Source organism: Pedobacter gandavensis, from assembly GCF_032678745.1.
GTDB classification, from domain to species: domain Bacteria; phylum Bacteroidota; class Bacteroidia; order Sphingobacteriales; family Sphingobacteriaceae; genus Pedobacter; species Pedobacter gandavensis_C.
Genome location: NZ_JAVTST010000002.1, coordinates 585,036 through 602,179, shown reverse-complemented (window position 1 = coordinate 602,179; position 17,144 = coordinate 585,036). Strand labels below are relative to the sequence as shown.

The following is a 17,144-nucleotide window of genomic DNA, read 5'->3' as shown; positions in this document are numbered from 1 at the left end:
TTAGTTGGCGACCGGATTTTTACTGAGCAAGGCTTTTCTGAACTGGTAACCACAGAAACCACTTATGCCGGCTGCAAAAGCACCGAGGATGGCGGTTAAGGCTAGTACCAGATACCAGCTTTTTACACCGATCATTTCTGCCACCCTTACAGCCAGGATATGGTCATTAGGAATACTTTTGAAAAGTGCCATACCTGTCCAGAGTAGTAAGATGGCAAAGAAAGGGGCCCATAAAGATATTTTTGCAGTCTTGCCGATTAGTCCGCAGGTAGCAAAAGAGATCGGAATGATGATCCACCAGGGAAGCAGCAGTTGCAATAAGAAGGAAGCGATGAGTATGACTAGAAAAACCATGAGCTTATTTTTTGGTTATTTTTAAGGTAGAAATAATTTTGGCAGCAGGATCATTTGGGGCTTGCATGAAATAGAGGTCGTATAATTTACCACTTGACCAGGCATCAATCATGTTGTCGTAGAAGCGACTTCCAGGGTTTCCTGATTGTCCGCCCGGAAATACGCCATGTCCTTTTGGGTTTTTACCAAGTTCGATGACCATTCTCCAGGAAGGACCATTACTTTCGCTAAGGGCATTGATGGTCATCTTTCCACCGCCTGTCATCAGTACTTTAGAGCCGAAACCTGGGATTTTAGCGAGGTGTGGCACATTGCTATGTTTCACATTCGCCCATGCCCATTCCATGCTGATGGCGCCATATTTTTTTTCCAGGCTGTCGCATGCATATTTGAAAGCTTCGTTTACGGCATCATTTAAAGTTTCTTTTGCAGGGGTATTGATGTTGTCAAACCATTTGGAATTCGGTTCTTTTTGAATCAATTGAACGGTACGGTCTCTGGATGGGAATCGCATTGGAACAGAGTCCACAGTAAATTCATCGTTCCAGATGTTGGACATCATCCTTTTGGTCCATAGGTCGAATATGCTCGCGCCAACAGATTCCGCGCCATAATATTTGTTCCATTCGGAAGTAATTCTGAAGGCTTCTTGCTGTGTTGCATTCAGCTCCAGTTGCTTAATCTGGGGTAGGATATAGGGTAGGATATTCTGCGCATAGATGCTGTAGGAATCCGTTTGCATGAGCCTGATACTATCGGCAGTAGCATTTTTCATCACCGTAAGACGGTCATTGATTCTTTTACCACGTTCGTAAGGACTGAACTCCCAATTGATATAGTAGGGGTAGGTTTGATCGGTAGAGGATTGATTGGCAGAGCTGACAAAGTTTCTCGGCGGGTTTTTTACGGTTGGATTTTGCGATGCAGGAATCCAGCCTTGCCAGTCGTTTTTAGGGTCGGTACCATCCAGAATAAATTTACCCTGATCTTTCCATTTTAGGGGGAATTTACCATTTGCGGTGATGGAGATGTCATTATCCGCGGAAGCGAAAACAAAGTTCTGTGCCGGCGCGGTATAATAAGTCAGGGCATTGCGGTAATCGTTATAGTTTTTACCTCTGTTTAAAAGGTAAAAGGTTCTGAGTTCGTTAGATTTTTCATGAGCGATCCAGCGTAAAGCATTTCCGATTGGTACGTTTGCTGCTTTCGAGAAATCTTTAGGCTTTTGCAGATATACTACAGGGCCATGGTGGGTATAGAATACCGTATCAACTTCTGTCTTTTCTCCAAGGATTTTGATCTGTTCCAGATGGGTAATGGTATTGTTCCATTTGTTGTTGTACCAATAGCTTTTATGGGTATTGTCTTTGAATTTGATTTGGTAGAAATCGAGTACATCTGCGGCTACATTGGTTACTCCCCAGGCAATATTTTGATTGAATCCGATGACAATTCCAGGTGCCCCTGGAAGGGACACACCATAGGCATTTAAGCCGGGCGCATGGAGTTGGATCTGGTACCAAATGGAAGGTAGCGTAAGGTCCAGGTGGGGATCATTGGCAAGAATGGGAGATCCGGAAAGTGTTTTTGCACCAGATAATGCCCAGTTGTTGCTACCGATTCCTTCTATTTTCTCCTGTGTTTTGATGTTAGCGGTATTCATTTCCGTAAATGCAGCAGGAGGAGTAGGGATCGGTAATGGTTTGAAATCCCATTTGGTTCCTACAGGAATGATCGGATCTTCTTTGAAGGGATAATCAGGAAATAAGTCTTTTACCACATCGGTACCTAGTTTCCTTCTGATATTGGTCATGTAAAACTCGTCGGAACCCATGGCCAGTACTGCTGACATTTGTTTTAACAATAACGCACATTTCAGTGGTGTCCAGTCTTCAGGTTTAAAGTCCAGTATTTTGTATTCCAAAGGAAGCGTTGAAGCATTAAGGCTGTGGATATAGGCATTGATTCCGGCGGTATAAGCGAGGACCATTTCTTTTGATTTTGGGTCTGCCATCATGCCTTCCATAGATTTTTCTGCGCCGTATACCATGCCCATTCGGCGTTGGTATCGATCTAATTCTATGGCTTTTTTGCCGACTACTTCAGATAAGCGTCCTGCAGCATAACGTGTTTGGAAATCCATTTGCCATAAACGATGCATGGCGGTTACATATCCCTGTGCATAATACACATCATGGTCGTTTTGTGCGAAGATGTGAGGGATCATACGATCGTCAAACGCAATATCTACATTTTGTAGGGTTCCTTTTAAGGCCAGGCTTGTTGTTGGATTGACCGTGTTTTTCTCAGCATTTTGCCAGAATCCGGTAAAGGGATTGAGGAATTTAAGCAATGGAGGAGTATTGCCAAACTTGGTATTCAAGGCATACGCGAGTAGTATGGGAATAATCACGCAAACCAAGGCTTTTAATTTATTCATCATGATTGAATTAAATGTACGGCTTTATGTTGTCAATAAAAGGAAATAGATTTTTTATGCTTTTGCAATTTAACATAAAACTTAATTCATTTGAAATGAAAATTAGATTTCGTCAATTAAATTGTTAACAAAATACAGTTTGGATAATTAAAAAATTGTATTAATTTTAAGATAAATTAACCAACTATAAATTCTCGATAGTATGAGCAAAACTTCTACAAGAACGATCCTCACGTTTTTATTGCTGTGTATGACTGCCGTATTTGCACAGGCACAAAATGTGATCATTAGTGGAACAATTACGGATAAAACCACTAAGGAACCAATACCAGGTGTTGGGATTACCGTTAAAGGCACCACTTCCGGCACAGCGACAGACATTAATGGAAAGTACAATTTCAGCACTTCACAAAAAGCTCCATTTATTCTTGTCATTTCTTATGTAGGTTATGCGCCTATAGAAAAACAAGTCACAGGCAATACCTCCGGCCTGGATGCTGCATTGGAACAGATCGGGATTTTAGGACAAGAGGTGGTAATTTCTGCTTCCAGAACTCCTGAGCGGATTTTGGAATCTCCGGTTTCTATTGAAAGGATGGGAGCTAGTGCCATTAAAGAAGTCGCGGCACCATCATTCTATGATGCTTTGATGAATTTGAAAGGGGTGGAGATGAGTACACAGAGTTTGACTTTCAAATCGATCAATACGAGAGGTTTTAACTCCAATGGAAACACACGTTTCAACCAGTATGTGGATGGAATGGATAACCAGGCTCCTGGTTTGAACTTTTCTGTTGGTAATATCGTTGGGATCAACGATCTTGATGTAGACAACGTAGAGTTGTTGCCTGGTGCTTCTTCTGCATTATATGGTGCAGGTGGGATCAGTGGAACGATGTTGATCAGCTCAAAAAACCCTTATGATTATCAGGGTGCAAGTTTTCAATTTAAAAGTGGAATCAACCATGTGAATGATGAGACTTCTAAAGTGGAGCCTTTCAATCAGCTGGATGTTCGTTTGGCAAAAGCATGGAACAATAAATTGGCTGTTAAAGGAAGTTTCTCTTTCCTTCAGGCACAGGATTGGCATGCGAATAATTACAGCGATTTTGACCGTGCTGCACGTAAATTTAAAGAAGGAACAAGAGCCTCAGATCCTAACTACGACGGGATTAACGTTTATGGTGATGAGGTGAGTCAGAATATGAGAAACGTGGCTCAGGCGGCGGTAAATGCAGGAACTTCTGGATTTGTACAACAAGCTTTGGGCTTACCAGCTCCTCCAACTGCTGCTCAGATTGCAGGATTTAAGTCTAATCCGAATGGCTTAGCCGCTTTAAATAATTTTCTAAGCACTGACCCAAGGTTCAGACCTTTTACAGCGGGATTGGCGAATAAGGCTTTACTTCCGGATCAGGCGGTTTCCAGAACAGGTTATGAGGAACAGAATCTGGTAGATTATAAAACTCAGTCCTTGAAAGCTTCCGGTGCTGTGCATTACCGTTTCACACCAACAATCGAAGCGATTGCACAGGCGAATTGGGGAACAGGAACATCGGTTTATACCGGATCTGACCGTTACTCACTACGTAATTTCAGCATTGGACAGTACAAACTGGAATTAAAAGGACAGGATTTCTTCTTAAAAGGATATACCACTCAGGAGCGTTCCGGAGATTCTTATATTTCTTCTATTTTGGGCAGTTATATCAATGAGACTTCTAAAAGTTCTACGAGCTGGTTCCCGGAATATGTAGGGAATTTTGTAGGTGCAAAAGCATTGGGTAGAACAGATGAGCAAGCACATGCTGCGGCAAGAGCTGTTGCTGATCAAGGAAGATTTCAACCTGGATCTGCTCAGTTTGAAGCTGCAAAAGATAAGATCATGAATACGACTATTGCCAGTACAGACTTTAAGAAAGGTGTGTATGGTGCAAAATTCGATGATAAAACCAATTTATACCACTATGAGGGTATGTACAATTTCTCTAATGCTTTGAATAATGTGGTAGAATTACAAGTAGGTACTTCTTATCGTATGTATCAATTGAGATCTGGTGGTACTATCTTTGATGATTTTAACAAAGGAATTGACATCAATGAATATGGTGCTTTTGCGCAAATTGGTAAGAAATTCTTCAATGAAAAGGTGAAATTAACCTTTTCAGGACGTTATGATAAAAGCTCTAATTTTGATGGCAGGTTTACGCCAAGGATAACAGGTGTATTTACTGTTGCGCCAAATAACAACATCCGCGTATCTTATCAAACAGGCTATCGTAACCCAACTACTCAGAATCAGTACATAGATTTATCAGTGGGTGGTGGTTCTCAGCGACTGATTGGTGGTTTACCAGGGAGCTTAGAGAAGTATAGCCTATTGACTAATAAGCCTTATACTGATGTGAGTTACCGTGCATTTTTAGCATCTGCTTCGGCAGGTACACCAAATCCGGCATTGCTTCAGGCATATAACTTTGATGTTAAAGGTGTTCGTCCGGAAAGTGTGCAGTCGTATGAGTTAGGTTACAAAGGTTTATTGGGCCCTAAATTCATGATTGATGCTTATGCTTATTACAGCATTTACAAAGATTTCATTACTGCAGTAGATGTTTACCAAGGTAATGCAGATGGTTCTTTCACTAAATTCGGTGTTCCTGTGAATGCTAAAGGTGAAGTGAAAACTTATGGCGGTGCTTTAGGTTTGGATTATCTAATTGGCAAATACAATTTGAGTGGTAACGTTTCCTATAACAAACTGGATCGTCTTCCTCAGGATTATATCAATGATTTCAATACACCTGAGTTCCGTTATAACCTGGGATTTGGCAATAGAGAAATCATCAAAAATGTAGGTTTCAATGTGAACTGGCGTTGGCAGGGAGATTTCTACTGGAACTCTTCTTTTGCTTCTGGAGAAGTACCTGCGTTTAGCACGCTTGATGCACAGGTTAACCTGAAAATACCTTCTGTAAACTCTATGATTAAAATTGGTGGATCTAACGTGTTGAATAAATATTATTTCACTTCATATGGTAATCCATCTGTTGGAGCGCTTTATTATGTTTCATATGTATTCAATCCATAGTCTCTCTCTTTAATTTAAATTGTAGAAACCCCGGCAGGAATGTCGGGGTTTTTTATGCGCTAAGCTTTTAGCTACCAATATAAAAGAGCTGAAATAATCCTTTGGTTTTCCTGTAAATTTTAACAACCTTAGTTGTATAAAATACACCATCTATCTATCTGCTACTTTTAATAAAACGATTTTTATGGAAGAACTAAATGAACAAGGGAAAGAAATAAAAGGGGAGGACAAAGTTTCCGAAATTGTTGGAGAGACCATTCAACATTTAAATAATCCCGTTACCGATATAAAACCAATTGTAAAGAAATATTTGTCTGCGGTGCAGAAGGTGAAGAAAGATGGGAATAAGTTCTTTTTTTCTGATGGAGATGCCAGGGTAGAAGTGAGAGTAGTAAGCGATGAGATCATCAGGGTAAGGTTGGCACCACACGGTGTTTTTCTGGATGATTTCTCTTATGCTGTGCCTGTAGTGGATCAAAAGGTGACTACTTTTAAGATGACTGAGCTGGAGGACCATTATGCGATCTCCACAAATACGATCACCTGTAAGGTCGGAAAGGCTGATTTTAACATCTCTTTTGTAGAGAATCTGAACCAGATGGTGATGAGTACGGATGAAGCGCCGATGCATTGGGAGGAAAATGTGGAGTTCGGTGGCTATTATGTGTATGCGACGAAGAGATGTCATGCGGAAGAAAACTTCTTCGGCCTGGGGGATAAATCAGGTAATATGAACCTTCGTGGCCGTCATTTCCAGAATTGGAATACTGATGCTTATTCCTTTGGATGGGATCAGGATCCATTGTACCGTACCATTCCTTTTTATATTGGGGTACATCAGCAGGCGGCTTATGGTATTTTCTTTGACAATACCTTCCGTTCTTATTTTGACTTCGGAAAAGAAGACCAGCAGAAGACCAGTTTCTGGGCAGATGGCGGTGAATTACAATATTACTACATCCACGGTCCGCATATGATGGACGTGGTAAAAAGATATCAGACTTTAACAGGGACGCATCCTATGCCTCCTAAATGGGCCTTAGGCTATCACCAATGTAGGTGGAGTTATTATCCTGAAAAGAAGGTAAAAGAAATCGCCGATGGCTTCCGTTCCAGAAATATTCCTTGTGATGCTATTTATCTGGATATCGATTATATGGATGGCTACCGCTGTTTTACCTGGAATAAGAATTACTTCCCTGATCCTAAAAGAATGATCAAGGAATTGGCGAATGATGGCTTTAAGACGGTAGTGATGATTGATCCAGGAATTAAAGTGGATGATAATTACTGGGTTTTTAAAGAGGGTAAGGAGCATAATTACTTCTGTAGAAGGAGTGATGATTATTTCATGGAAGGTCATGTTTGGCCGGGGAGATGTCAGTTTCCGGATTTTACCAATCCTGCAGTAAGGGAATGGTGGGGGAATTTGTATAAGGAATTGGTGGATATTGGCGTAGCCGGTGTTTGGAACGATATGAATGAGCCCGCAGTATTTGGTGCAGGGACTTTCCCAAATGATGTGAGGCATAATTTTGATGGCTATAGAGGGTCGCACCGTAAGGCACATAATGTGTATGGAATGCAAATGGTGCGTTCTACTTACGATGGGTTGAAGAAATTGATGCGCAATAAGCGTCCATTTACCATTACCAGGGCCGGGTATTCAGGAATGCAGCGTTATGGTTGTGTATGGACTGGCGACAATGTAGCTACCTGGGAGCATTTAAAAATGGGCAATATCCAGTGTCAGCGGATGTCGGTTTCCGGCGTTCCTTTCTGTGGAACGGATATTGGCGGATTTAGCGGTGAACCGGATGCGGAATTGTTTACCCGCTGGATTCAGCTGGGTACTTTCTCTCCTTTCATGCGTGCGCACTCTGCTGGAGATACTGCCGAAAGGGAACCCTGGAGTTTTGGAGAACCTTATACGAGTATCAACAGGACTTTTATTGAATTGCGTTATCGTTTGATGCCTTACTTGTATTCTGTGTTCTGGGAACATCACCGTTATGGTTTTCCGATCTTAAGACCTTTGGTGATGATGGAGCAGGAAAATGTAGGCAACCATTACCGTCAGGATGAATTTACTTTTGGGGATAAGATATTGGTTTGTCCGGTATTGGAACAAGGGGCAACTTCCCGCATGGTGTATCTTCCTAAAGGGAAATGGTATAATTTCTGGACGCATGAGATTCTGACCGGTGAAAGTGAACACTTGATCCAGGCTGCTTTAGACCACATGCCTTTATTTGTACGTGCAGGTTCGGTGATCCCTGAATATCCAGTGATGCAATATGTAGGCGAGAAAAATATTGATGAGGTATTGCTCAATATTTACTACTCAGATTATGAGGTGAATTCCTTCTTCTACGAAGATCATGGGGATACTTTTGCCTATGAGCAGGATATTTACTCGGAGAAAAAGTTTAGTGTAAAGGGAGATCTTAAAAAGTTGACCATCGAGCAGAGTGTAGCCGGACTTTATACTCCGAACTATGAATTGTATGATTATACCGTGGTTGGCATTCCATTTAAAGTGAATAAGATCACTGTAGATGAAAAGGATGTAAAAGATTATTATATGGATGAACGTAATTGCTTGCGATTCAAGTCCAACAAGAATTTTATGGCAGTAAAGATATATGGTGAATAAGGCAAATTATTAAAATCATTTTCATGAGTGTACCAGTTAAGAGCAGTTCCGTTAATACAATTGATGATAAAGTAGTGCAGCAAGAGAGTAGTGTTTGGCTGCATAGTTTATTTACCGATTTTGATGTTTCTTTATTTGTGAGCGGAAAGCATTTCCGTTTATATGAAAAAATGGGCGTTCATCTGCTGCGGGTTAATGGTCGGGATGGCGCTTATTTTGCAGTTTGGGCACCAAATGCACAGCAGGTAAGTGTGGTTGGAAATTTCAACCAATGGAACGCTGTTGCTCATCCACTGAATAAAAGGTGGGATGCCTCCGGGATTTGGGAGGGTTTTATCCCTGACTTGAAAAATGGAGAGGTTTATAAATATGCGATTAAAGGCTTTGATGGGGTAGATATCCAGAAAGGAGATCCCTTTGCCAGGCACTGGGAACATCCTCCACGAACGGCTTCCGTGATTTGGGAAGCTGATTACCGTTGGAAAGACAAGAGCTGGTTAAAAAAGCGACCGAAGATCAATGCTTTGAACCAGCCTTTATCGGTGTACGAATTGCATTTAGGATCCTGGCAAAGGGATCCTGCAGAACCTCAGCGGGTGCTGACCTATAAAGAGATTGCGACTAGTCTGGTACCTTATATTCTGGATATGGGTTTTACGCATGTGGAGCTAATGCCGATCATGGAGTATCCTTATTTCCCCTCCTGGGGGTATCAGATTACCGGGTATTTTGCGGCCAGTTCCAGACATGGAACTCCGGAAGAATTGATGTACCTGGTTGATGAACTTCATAAAAACGATATCGGGGTCATCCTGGATTGGGTGCCTTCACATTTTCCTGGTGATGCTCATGGTCTTTATCACTTTGATGGCACGCATTTGTATGAGCATGCAGATATGAGAAAAGGTTTTCACCCGGATTGGAAGTCCTACATTTTTAATTATGATAGAAATGAGGTACGATCTTTTCTAATCAGCAATGCGGTATTTTGGATGGATAAGTTCCATGCAGATGGATTGCGGGTGGATGCAGTAGCTTCTATGTTGTATTTCAACTTTTCAAGAAAGGCAGAAGAGGCGGCAACGAATGAGTTTGGTGGACCTGAGAATCTAGGTGCCATTCAGTTTCTGAAAGATTTGAATGAGGCCGTTTATGGGAATTTTGAAGGGGTGCATACCATCGCAGAAGAAAGCAGTACTTATCCTGGAGTTACGCATCCGGTAAAGGATGGGGGATTGGGTTTTGGAATGAAATGGATGATGGGATGGATGAATGATACTTTGAAGTATTTCAAGAATGATCCGCTTAACCGGAGTTATCACCACCACCAGCTTACTTTTAGCGCGACTTATGCATTTACTGAGCGGTTTATGTTGCCTTTTTCTCATGATGAGGTGGTTCATGGGAAGTCTTCCATGATTTATAAGATGCCTGGTGATGAATGGCAGAAATTTGCCAACCTGCGCCTTTTGTATGCCTATATGTTTACGCAACCGGGAACAAAGCTCCTGTTTATGGGCAATGAATTTGCACAAACGCATGAGTGGGATTTTAAAAGTTCCCTGGATTGGCATTTGCTACAGCATGCCCCTCATTTAGGGATGCAGAAGACGGTTAGGGCACTGAACCATTTATACCGTAGCGAACCCGCGCTTTATGAACATAGTTTTTCTTATGAAGGTTTTGAATGGATCAATGCTGATGATGTGAATAATTCCGTTTATGTATACCTTAGGAAAGGACTGAAAGCGAAAGATACATTGATTGTAATCCTGAATATGACACCTGTTTTCCGAGAGGATTACCGCATTGGACTTCCTTTCAAAGCGAAATGGAGAGAGGTGTTTAATACGGATGAAAAGGAGTTTTTTGGCAGTGGGAAAGGAAATGAGGCTTTGCTTTTAGCGCCTGAATCTTTAGAGTGTCATGGTCGGGAGTATTCCATTCAATTGCAGTTGCCACCTTTAGGGGCGATTGTATTAAAGCAAGGGAAGTAAATAGGGGATAATAAAGAATAGCCTTCATTTTTGAAGGCTATTCTTGTTTTTAATCAGCAAGGTTTTACTGGGCTTTTGCTTAGCATTCCTTGTATTTAATCTTGTGACTGAAAGTTGTAAATTACCGTAGATGTTAATTTCTTTTTGTCTTTTAACCGTTCCAGGTTATCATGCAATGCGCTTTTGTCTTCTATGCCCGTACTATTCAATAGTGCTTGCTTATAAAATTCATTAGCCGCTTCCCATCTTTTATCCTGTTCTGCGTAAATTCCCATTTGCTCATAGATACAGCATTTGCAAACACCTTTAGTAGCTAGTGCCTGTGCGAAAATCTGCTCTGCTAACCTCGGCATTTCTAAGGTACTCAATAAGCGTAAATAGGGTAGGTAAGTATCCGGAAACTCCGGCTCTAACTCAATACATTTCTTGTAATAATATCCGGCAGTCTGGAAGTTTTTAAGTTTATCCTGATAGATATTTCCCAGGCTGCAGTATGCTCTCGCATATTCCGGGTCTGTTTGAATAATTGCATTTAGTAAATGAAGCGCTTTTGGCGGCTCTCCAAAGTTTAATTCTTCAAGAGCTTCCAAATACTTTTCTTCGGTGGTATATAAAATGTCCATAAGGAATCGTGTCGTTTTTAATCCGATAAGAAAAATTCGGGGTGGTATTAATTCATTGTTTTTGGTAATGGCTGAATATCAGCGAGGGATGGCTTTTAGATCCCTGATAAAAAAGGATATTCCATGCCGATCCGATGCAGGTTAGCCTTCGGGCTACTGCTTCTAAATGGGATATGTGGATATTTTAGCATGGCCTTTTTTTACAAAGATAAGGATATGTGTCTTAATATCAAAACGTTTGGTTTTTGTGGCCTTCTTACCTGTTTATTGGCCATAAATTATAAAATTCTTAGATTTAGAAACACAATTTTGAAACCAAACCTATTTTAAATGAATTTAACTGGTACAATTCCCGGGCAAAGTAACCGGATCGATGTCGTAGACGCTTTTAGAGGATTCGCTGTAATGGCCATCTTTTTAGTACATAATATTGAACATTTTATTTCGGGGATTTATCCTGATGCAGCCACGCAACCTAACTGGTTAAATACCTTGGATAAAGGCGTTTTTAGCTTTATTTTTTCTCTTTTTGCTGGTAAGGCTTATGCGATTTTTGCGTTGCTTTTCGGTTTTACATTCTCTCTTTTATTTGCTAAGCAGCAGGCCTTAGGGAAAGATTTCGGTTACCGTTTTTTATGGCGATTGTTGTTGTTGAGTTTGTTTGCATCTTTAAATGCCTTGTTTTTTCCGGGAGGAGACGTATTACTGCTTTATTGTATTGCAGGCATAGTGTTGTTTTTTGTTAGAAAAGTAGACAATAAGACGCTGTTGATATTGGCAATACTTTGTTTACTACAGCCAATTGAATGGTATCATTACACGAGAAGTGTATTTGATGCAGGATATACTTTACCTGTTAAGCAAGCCAATGCACTTTACGGAGAGATAGGAAAAGTGGTGGCCAGTGGTAACCTTTGGGAGTTTTTTATCGTTAACCTGACTACCGGTCAAAAGGCCAGTTTGTTATGGGCAATTGAAGGTGGTCGTTTCATGCAGACCATGGGTTTATTTATGTGCGGTTTATGGATTGGAAGGAAACAGCTTTTTCTGGATTCTAAAGAAAGCAGGAACTTTTGGCTGGTCGCTTTAATCATCTCTGCCATATTGTTTGCACCACTTTATGAGTTTAAAGTGATCATGATGGATAACAATAAGGATCTGATCAGTAAATCTACGGTAGGTGTGGTACTGGATATGTGGTCTAAGTTTGCATTTACAATCGTCCTGACGGCCTCATTTATGCTCTTGTATCAGAAACTTCAGTTTAAGAAGCTGACTTCCTCTTTGATTCCTTATGGACGAATGAGTTTAACCAATTATGTGAGTCAATCTATTTTGGGTGCTTTGATTTATTTTCCTTTCGGGCTTTCATTGGCTAAATCCTGTGGCATGGCTTTGAGCTTATTGATTGGGATTGTTGTTTTCTTAGTTCAGGTACAGTTTTGTAAATGGTGGCTGAGTAAATACAAACAAGGCCCTTTGGAAGGATTATGGGCTAGAGCAACCTGGTTAAAATAGCCAGGTTTAGTTAGGTCTGGTATAAAAATGAAATTATTAATCATGGAATTGTTACATTAGAAATAGATTTCAACCAACAAACCATTTTACCAAATGACCACCACCATTAAAGATAAAAGCGCCTGGGCTTATTTGCTCAGCGCACCTGTTGTTGTAGCCTCTCTTGGCTATTTCGTAGACATTTATGATTTACTTCTATTTGGCATTGTTCGGATTCCCAGCTTAACAGAGCTTGGCCTTGATGAGGCAGCCCGTTCTGTAGAGGGGGCGAGTATTATCAATTGGCAGATGACCGGATTATTGCTTGGAGGTATTCTATGGGGTGTTCTGGGAGATAAAAAGGGAAGGCTTTCGGTTCTTTTCGGTTCCATTATTACTTATTCCATTGCAAATTTTGCCTGTGGATTTGTGCAGGATGTATTTGTGTACAAGATCCTTCGGTTTATTGCTGGAATAGGTCTGGCAGGAGAGCTTGGTGCCGGGATTACGCTGGTGTCTGAGAGTTTGCCAAAAAAGTTAAGGGCATTGGGCACTTCATTGGTAGCAGGAGTAGGCTTACTCGGCGCTGTAGTCGGCTATTTTACAGTCGAATTATTTAGCTGGAGGAATGCTTATTTTATCGGTGGAGGGATGGGTATCCTATTGCTGTTCTTAAGAATTGGTGTATTTGAATCAGGAATGTTTCATGCGATGAAGGCTAAGCAGCAATTGAGTAAAGGCGATTTTCTGTCTTTTTTTACTAAGAAAAGCCGCTTGATCCTGTATTTGAAATGTATTGGTGTAGGATTGCCAACCTGGTTTGTGATTGGCATTTTGGCCACATTTAGTAATGAAATTGGTAAAGCCTTAAATATTTCTGAGGCCATCAAACCTGGATTGGCAGTAATGTGGTGTTATGTTGGGCTTGCTGCGGGAGATTTAGTGAGTGGGGTGATCAGCTATTGGCTGGAATCCAGACGTAAGGCAGTGGCTTATCTGATGCTTTTTGCAGCTATTGGGAGTTTGATCTTTCTTTATGGAGGCATTTCAACTCCAAAAGGACTTTATGCGATGTGCTTGTGGGTAGGATTTGGAATTGGTTACTGGGCAATGTTTGTCACTATTGGGGCAGAGCAATTCGGTACAAATGTAAGGGCAACAGCAGCCACCACTATTCCAAACATGGTGCGTGGAACAGTGGTGTTGATGACTACCGGTTATACTTTTTTAAAACCGCATGTTATGGAATTGCATGCTGCGGCAATTATTGGTTTGCTTTGTTTCGGGATCGGTTTTTATTGTATTAAAACGATTCCTGAAACCCATCATAAAGACCTGGATTTCGTAGAAGATTAAGTTATAATATAGGCTGGAGGATCACTGATTTCAATTTAAATAATTCTTTCGTGTTATTCTCCGGCCTTAAATTCAAAGTATATACGCCTGGTTTTTCTATGGTAACTGTGGCTACAGGGTGTTTTATGAATAACAATGGTTTTGATGAGGTGTATTCTGAGGTTCTTAACGTTTGAAATTTATAGGTCTTGTGGTTAAATTCCATAATTCCTTCCTGTTTTGCACTTTCTTCCGGACAAGCATATTCCAGTTGTATTTTATAATCACCAGGTTCTGTGACGTTGAATTCGAAGGTCACCTGGTCTTCTGGTTTAACCATATTGGTAACGCAAGTGGTATGCTTCCAGTCGCCAAAATAATGACTATAAGTCAAAGTTTGCATTTTTGCAGCTCCTGTGGTTTTGGAGTGGATAACCTCGAGCATATTCTGGTCGTAGGCAGCAGAGACCGTTGGGACTGAATTTAAATAACCATCATTTAACTGACCATTAAAGGAAACCGCAATCACACTGTGGTAAAGATCTGTTTTTGGAGGAAGGTTCAGGTAAAGGATCTGGTCTTTAATTTCATATTTCAACTTAGTATTGCTGTTGAGCTGTGTTACACCGGTTACGTTCACATTGATTCCCGGTACCCTGATTTTCCCATCTTTTGGGGGATTAAGAAGGTGTAGAAATAGTTTTCCTGGTTTCGAAGTACTCACGCCCCAGGGTTGAGCTGGGACAAGGCCATAGGTACTCCCATAGATACTTTCTCCATTTTTATCTAACCATTTACCGGTTGCTCTAAGATACTTTTCCGAGTAATATGGGATGTTTCCTTCTCCGTCCGGGCCTACATTGAGCATCAGATTTCCTCCTTTTGAAGCTACATTGGCCAAGAGCTGGGTAATTTCTTCCGGTGTTTTAAAGTTCATATCATGACTGATATAACCCCATGAATCATTATGGGTGTAAATAGATTCCCATGCGCCTTTTATCGGCGTTGCCGGAACTTCTGAGTCTCCGAAAGTACGGTAATCTCCAAGTCCCTGGCCTACACGACTACTAAAAAGACTCTGTGGCTGTAATGCATGCATTTCATCTACCAATGCCTGTGTCTGTTGCTTGTTTAATCCCCCTGGCATATCAAACCAGACAATGCCCAGTTTACCATAGTTGGTTAATAGTTCTTTGAGCTGGGGGATTGATTTCTCTTTATAATATTTTAAATAATCTTTATCTGCTTCTTTGAAGTCCCATTTATTACCGCCACCATTGGGTTCATGCCAGTCTAAGAATTGAGAGTAATAGAAACCAAATTGAATGCCTTTTTTTCTGGTCGCATTGGCCAATGCTTTCATTGGATCTTTAGCATAAGGGGATGCTTTTACAATCGTGAAGTCACTTACTTTAGAATCGTACATCGCAAATCCTTCATGGTGTTTGGCGGTAATGACCATATATTTAATCCCGGCATCTTTTGCCAGCTCTGCCCATTCTTCTGCATTGAATTTTGTAGGGTTAAAAGTTGCAGCGACCTTTTCATAGGCTTTCGCGGGTATTTTTGCCTGATGCATCAGCCATTCTCCACTGCCATAATAATCTTTATCTTCCCATACACCTGCCAATTTTGAATAAAGTCCCCAATGGATAAACATCCCAAATTTGGCATCCTGAAACCAGGTGGTATTGGGATTTTCTTTGCCGACTGCATTTTTGTCCCATCTTTCGATGTCCTGCGCCCTGGAATGATAGATTGTGGAGAAAAATAAAAAAAGGTAAATCGCTGTTTTTCTTAGCTTGTTCATATTTGGATATCGCTTGATGGTTAGTCGGTTACTAAGATAAGTCCCCTGGTTTTTTATCATTATCCGTTTATAGCTAATGATTAAACGCTTTTGGCAATATCCAGCTGTTTGTAGGCAAAGCTTGATAGTTTGCGTTAATTGGTTTAGGTTTATCCTCCCAATTAGTAAGCGTATGGAAGACCAATTAAGAACAGAGCAGGCGATATTGAAGAACAAGGTGAAAATTAACTGGCTGGATTTACTAAAAGTGATTGCCGTTTTTATGGTCATCGTGGCTCATGCCAATGACTGTATAATTTTAAATCAGGACGGTAATTTTAATTTTGAATGGGGAACTTATATCGGCTCTTTGTACCGTTTTTCGGTTCCTTTATTTGTGCTGATTTCCGGCGTTTTACTATTGCCGACTAAACTGAATACCCTTGAGTTTTATAAAAAGAGACTCTGGCGAATTCTTCCTCCATTACTTTTTTGGGGCGTAGCATATGTGCTGTTTGATGGCCTGGTATTGAATGCTAAATCATCAAGTAAAATGTGGTTCGATGTGCTAAGGTTGCCGCTTAGTTTTGGTGATGCTTCGCCACATTTATGGTATCTGTATATGTTGGTGGGCTTGTACCTGATTATTCCCATTCTTTCTCCATGGGTAGCTAAGGCCACAAAAAGAGAGCTGGAGCTGGTATTGGCCATCTTTATTTTCTCCACTTTTATTCCTTATCTAAAATTTTTAACAGGATTGGCTTTTGGAGTTTGTGATTGGAATGAATTTCATTCCTTTTATTATTTATCTGGCTTTATTGGCTATCTGCTGTTGGGATATTACCTCTATACGTACTTGCCAGGTTGGAGTACGCTAACAAAACGTTGCCTTGGTGCGGTGTTATTTCTGAGCGGTTATGGCATCACTTATTACCTCACGGTTAGCGTTCCTTTTTCTATTCCAAATATAGAAATGGTCTGGTATTATTGTTCGCCAAATGTGCTTTTGGAAGCCGTAGGTGTATTTTTAATGGTAGAGGGCTTAACACTTAAGCCTGGTCTGTTTACGCAGTTGATACAGGCAATTGCTAAATATTCGTTCGGGATCTTTTTAATTCATTACTTTTTTATCGGAGTGATCTTCAGATATTTCGCGGCTCAGTTTGACCTTCATCCAGGCTTGAATGTGATGTTATCTTCCCTGATCACGCTATTTGTGGCCTTTACAACGGTATGGTTACTCAGTAGGATCAGCATGATGAAAAAACTACTGATGTAGTTTCATAGCAGGAGGTCATAGCGTCTTCGATAGCCTATATTTTATCTGTTGATTTTCTATCGAAGAGGCGCTAAAGCAGGTTTTGC

Annotated in this window: 10 protein-coding genes; 6 read left to right on the top strand and 4 right to left on the bottom strand. The window is 40.8% G+C overall.

All coding sequences use genetic code 11. The features are described from left to right. Positions 1-354, bottom strand: coding sequence for a hypothetical protein (locus tag R2S10_RS10345; protein WP_316840371.1), 354 nt, complete (start codon positions 352-354; stop codon positions 1-3). Between the two features lie 4 nt (positions 355-358). Beyond that, entirely contained in the window at positions 359-2,797 is a 2,439-nt protein-coding gene (locus tag R2S10_RS10340) for a penicillin acylase family protein (protein ID WP_316840369.1), read from the bottom strand. A 199-nt stretch (positions 2,798-2,996) separates the two neighbouring features. Here R2S10_RS10340 and R2S10_RS10335 point away from each other — a divergent pair, with 199 nt between their 5' ends. The 3 genes from R2S10_RS10335 to glgB all read left to right on the top strand — a co-directional run bounded on the left by R2S10_RS10335 (position 2,997) and on the right by glgB (position 10,535). Further along, entirely contained in the window at positions 2,997-5,882 is a 2,886-nt protein-coding gene (locus R2S10_RS10335) for a TonB-dependent receptor (RefSeq protein ID WP_316840368.1), read from the top strand. 184 nt (positions 5,883-6,066) lie between these two features. After that, entirely contained in the window at positions 6,067-8,538 is a 2,472-nt protein-coding gene (locus tag R2S10_RS10330; RefSeq protein WP_316840367.1) for a glycoside hydrolase family 31 protein, read from the top strand. Between the two features lie 23 nt (positions 8,539-8,561). Then, positions 8,562-10,535: a 1,4-alpha-glucan branching protein GlgB gene (gene glgB, locus R2S10_RS10325; protein ID WP_316840366.1), complete on the top strand. Its 1,974-nt coding sequence runs from the start codon at positions 8,562-8,564 to the stop codon at positions 10,533-10,535. 95 nt (positions 10,536-10,630) lie between these two features. On the opposite strand, the gene R2S10_RS10320 is transcribed toward glgB, so the two are convergent. Next, complete coding sequence (locus tag R2S10_RS10320; protein WP_316840365.1) at positions 10,631-11,158, bottom strand: hypothetical protein; 528 nt, start codon at positions 11,156-11,158, stop codon at positions 10,631-10,633. Between the two features lie 330 nt (positions 11,159-11,488). On the opposite strand from R2S10_RS10320, the gene R2S10_RS10315 reads away from it, so the two are divergent. Further along, complete coding sequence (locus R2S10_RS10315; RefSeq protein ID WP_316840364.1) at positions 11,489-12,676, top strand: DUF418 domain-containing protein; 1,188 nt, start codon at positions 11,489-11,491, stop codon at positions 12,674-12,676. A 93-nt stretch (positions 12,677-12,769) separates the two neighbouring features. After that, on the top strand, positions 12,770-14,011 hold the full coding sequence (locus R2S10_RS10310; protein ID WP_316840363.1) for an MFS transporter: 1,242 nt from the start codon (positions 12,770-12,772) through the stop codon (positions 14,009-14,011). A gap of 1 nt (position 14,012) precedes the next feature. Here the strand turns inward: R2S10_RS10310 and R2S10_RS10305 are convergent, their stop codons facing one another. Further along, a complete protein-coding gene (locus R2S10_RS10305) occupies positions 14,013-15,860 on the bottom strand; it encodes an alpha-L-fucosidase (protein WP_316840362.1) in 1,848 nt (615 codons plus the stop codon). Positions 15,861-15,972: 112 nt separating this feature from the next. Between R2S10_RS10305 and R2S10_RS10300 the strand changes: the two genes are divergently transcribed. Continuing rightward, complete coding sequence (locus tag R2S10_RS10300) at positions 15,973-17,058, top strand: acyltransferase (protein ID WP_316840361.1); 1,086 nt, start codon at positions 15,973-15,975, stop codon at positions 17,056-17,058. The last annotated feature ends 86 nt before the right edge of the window (positions 17,059-17,144 follow it).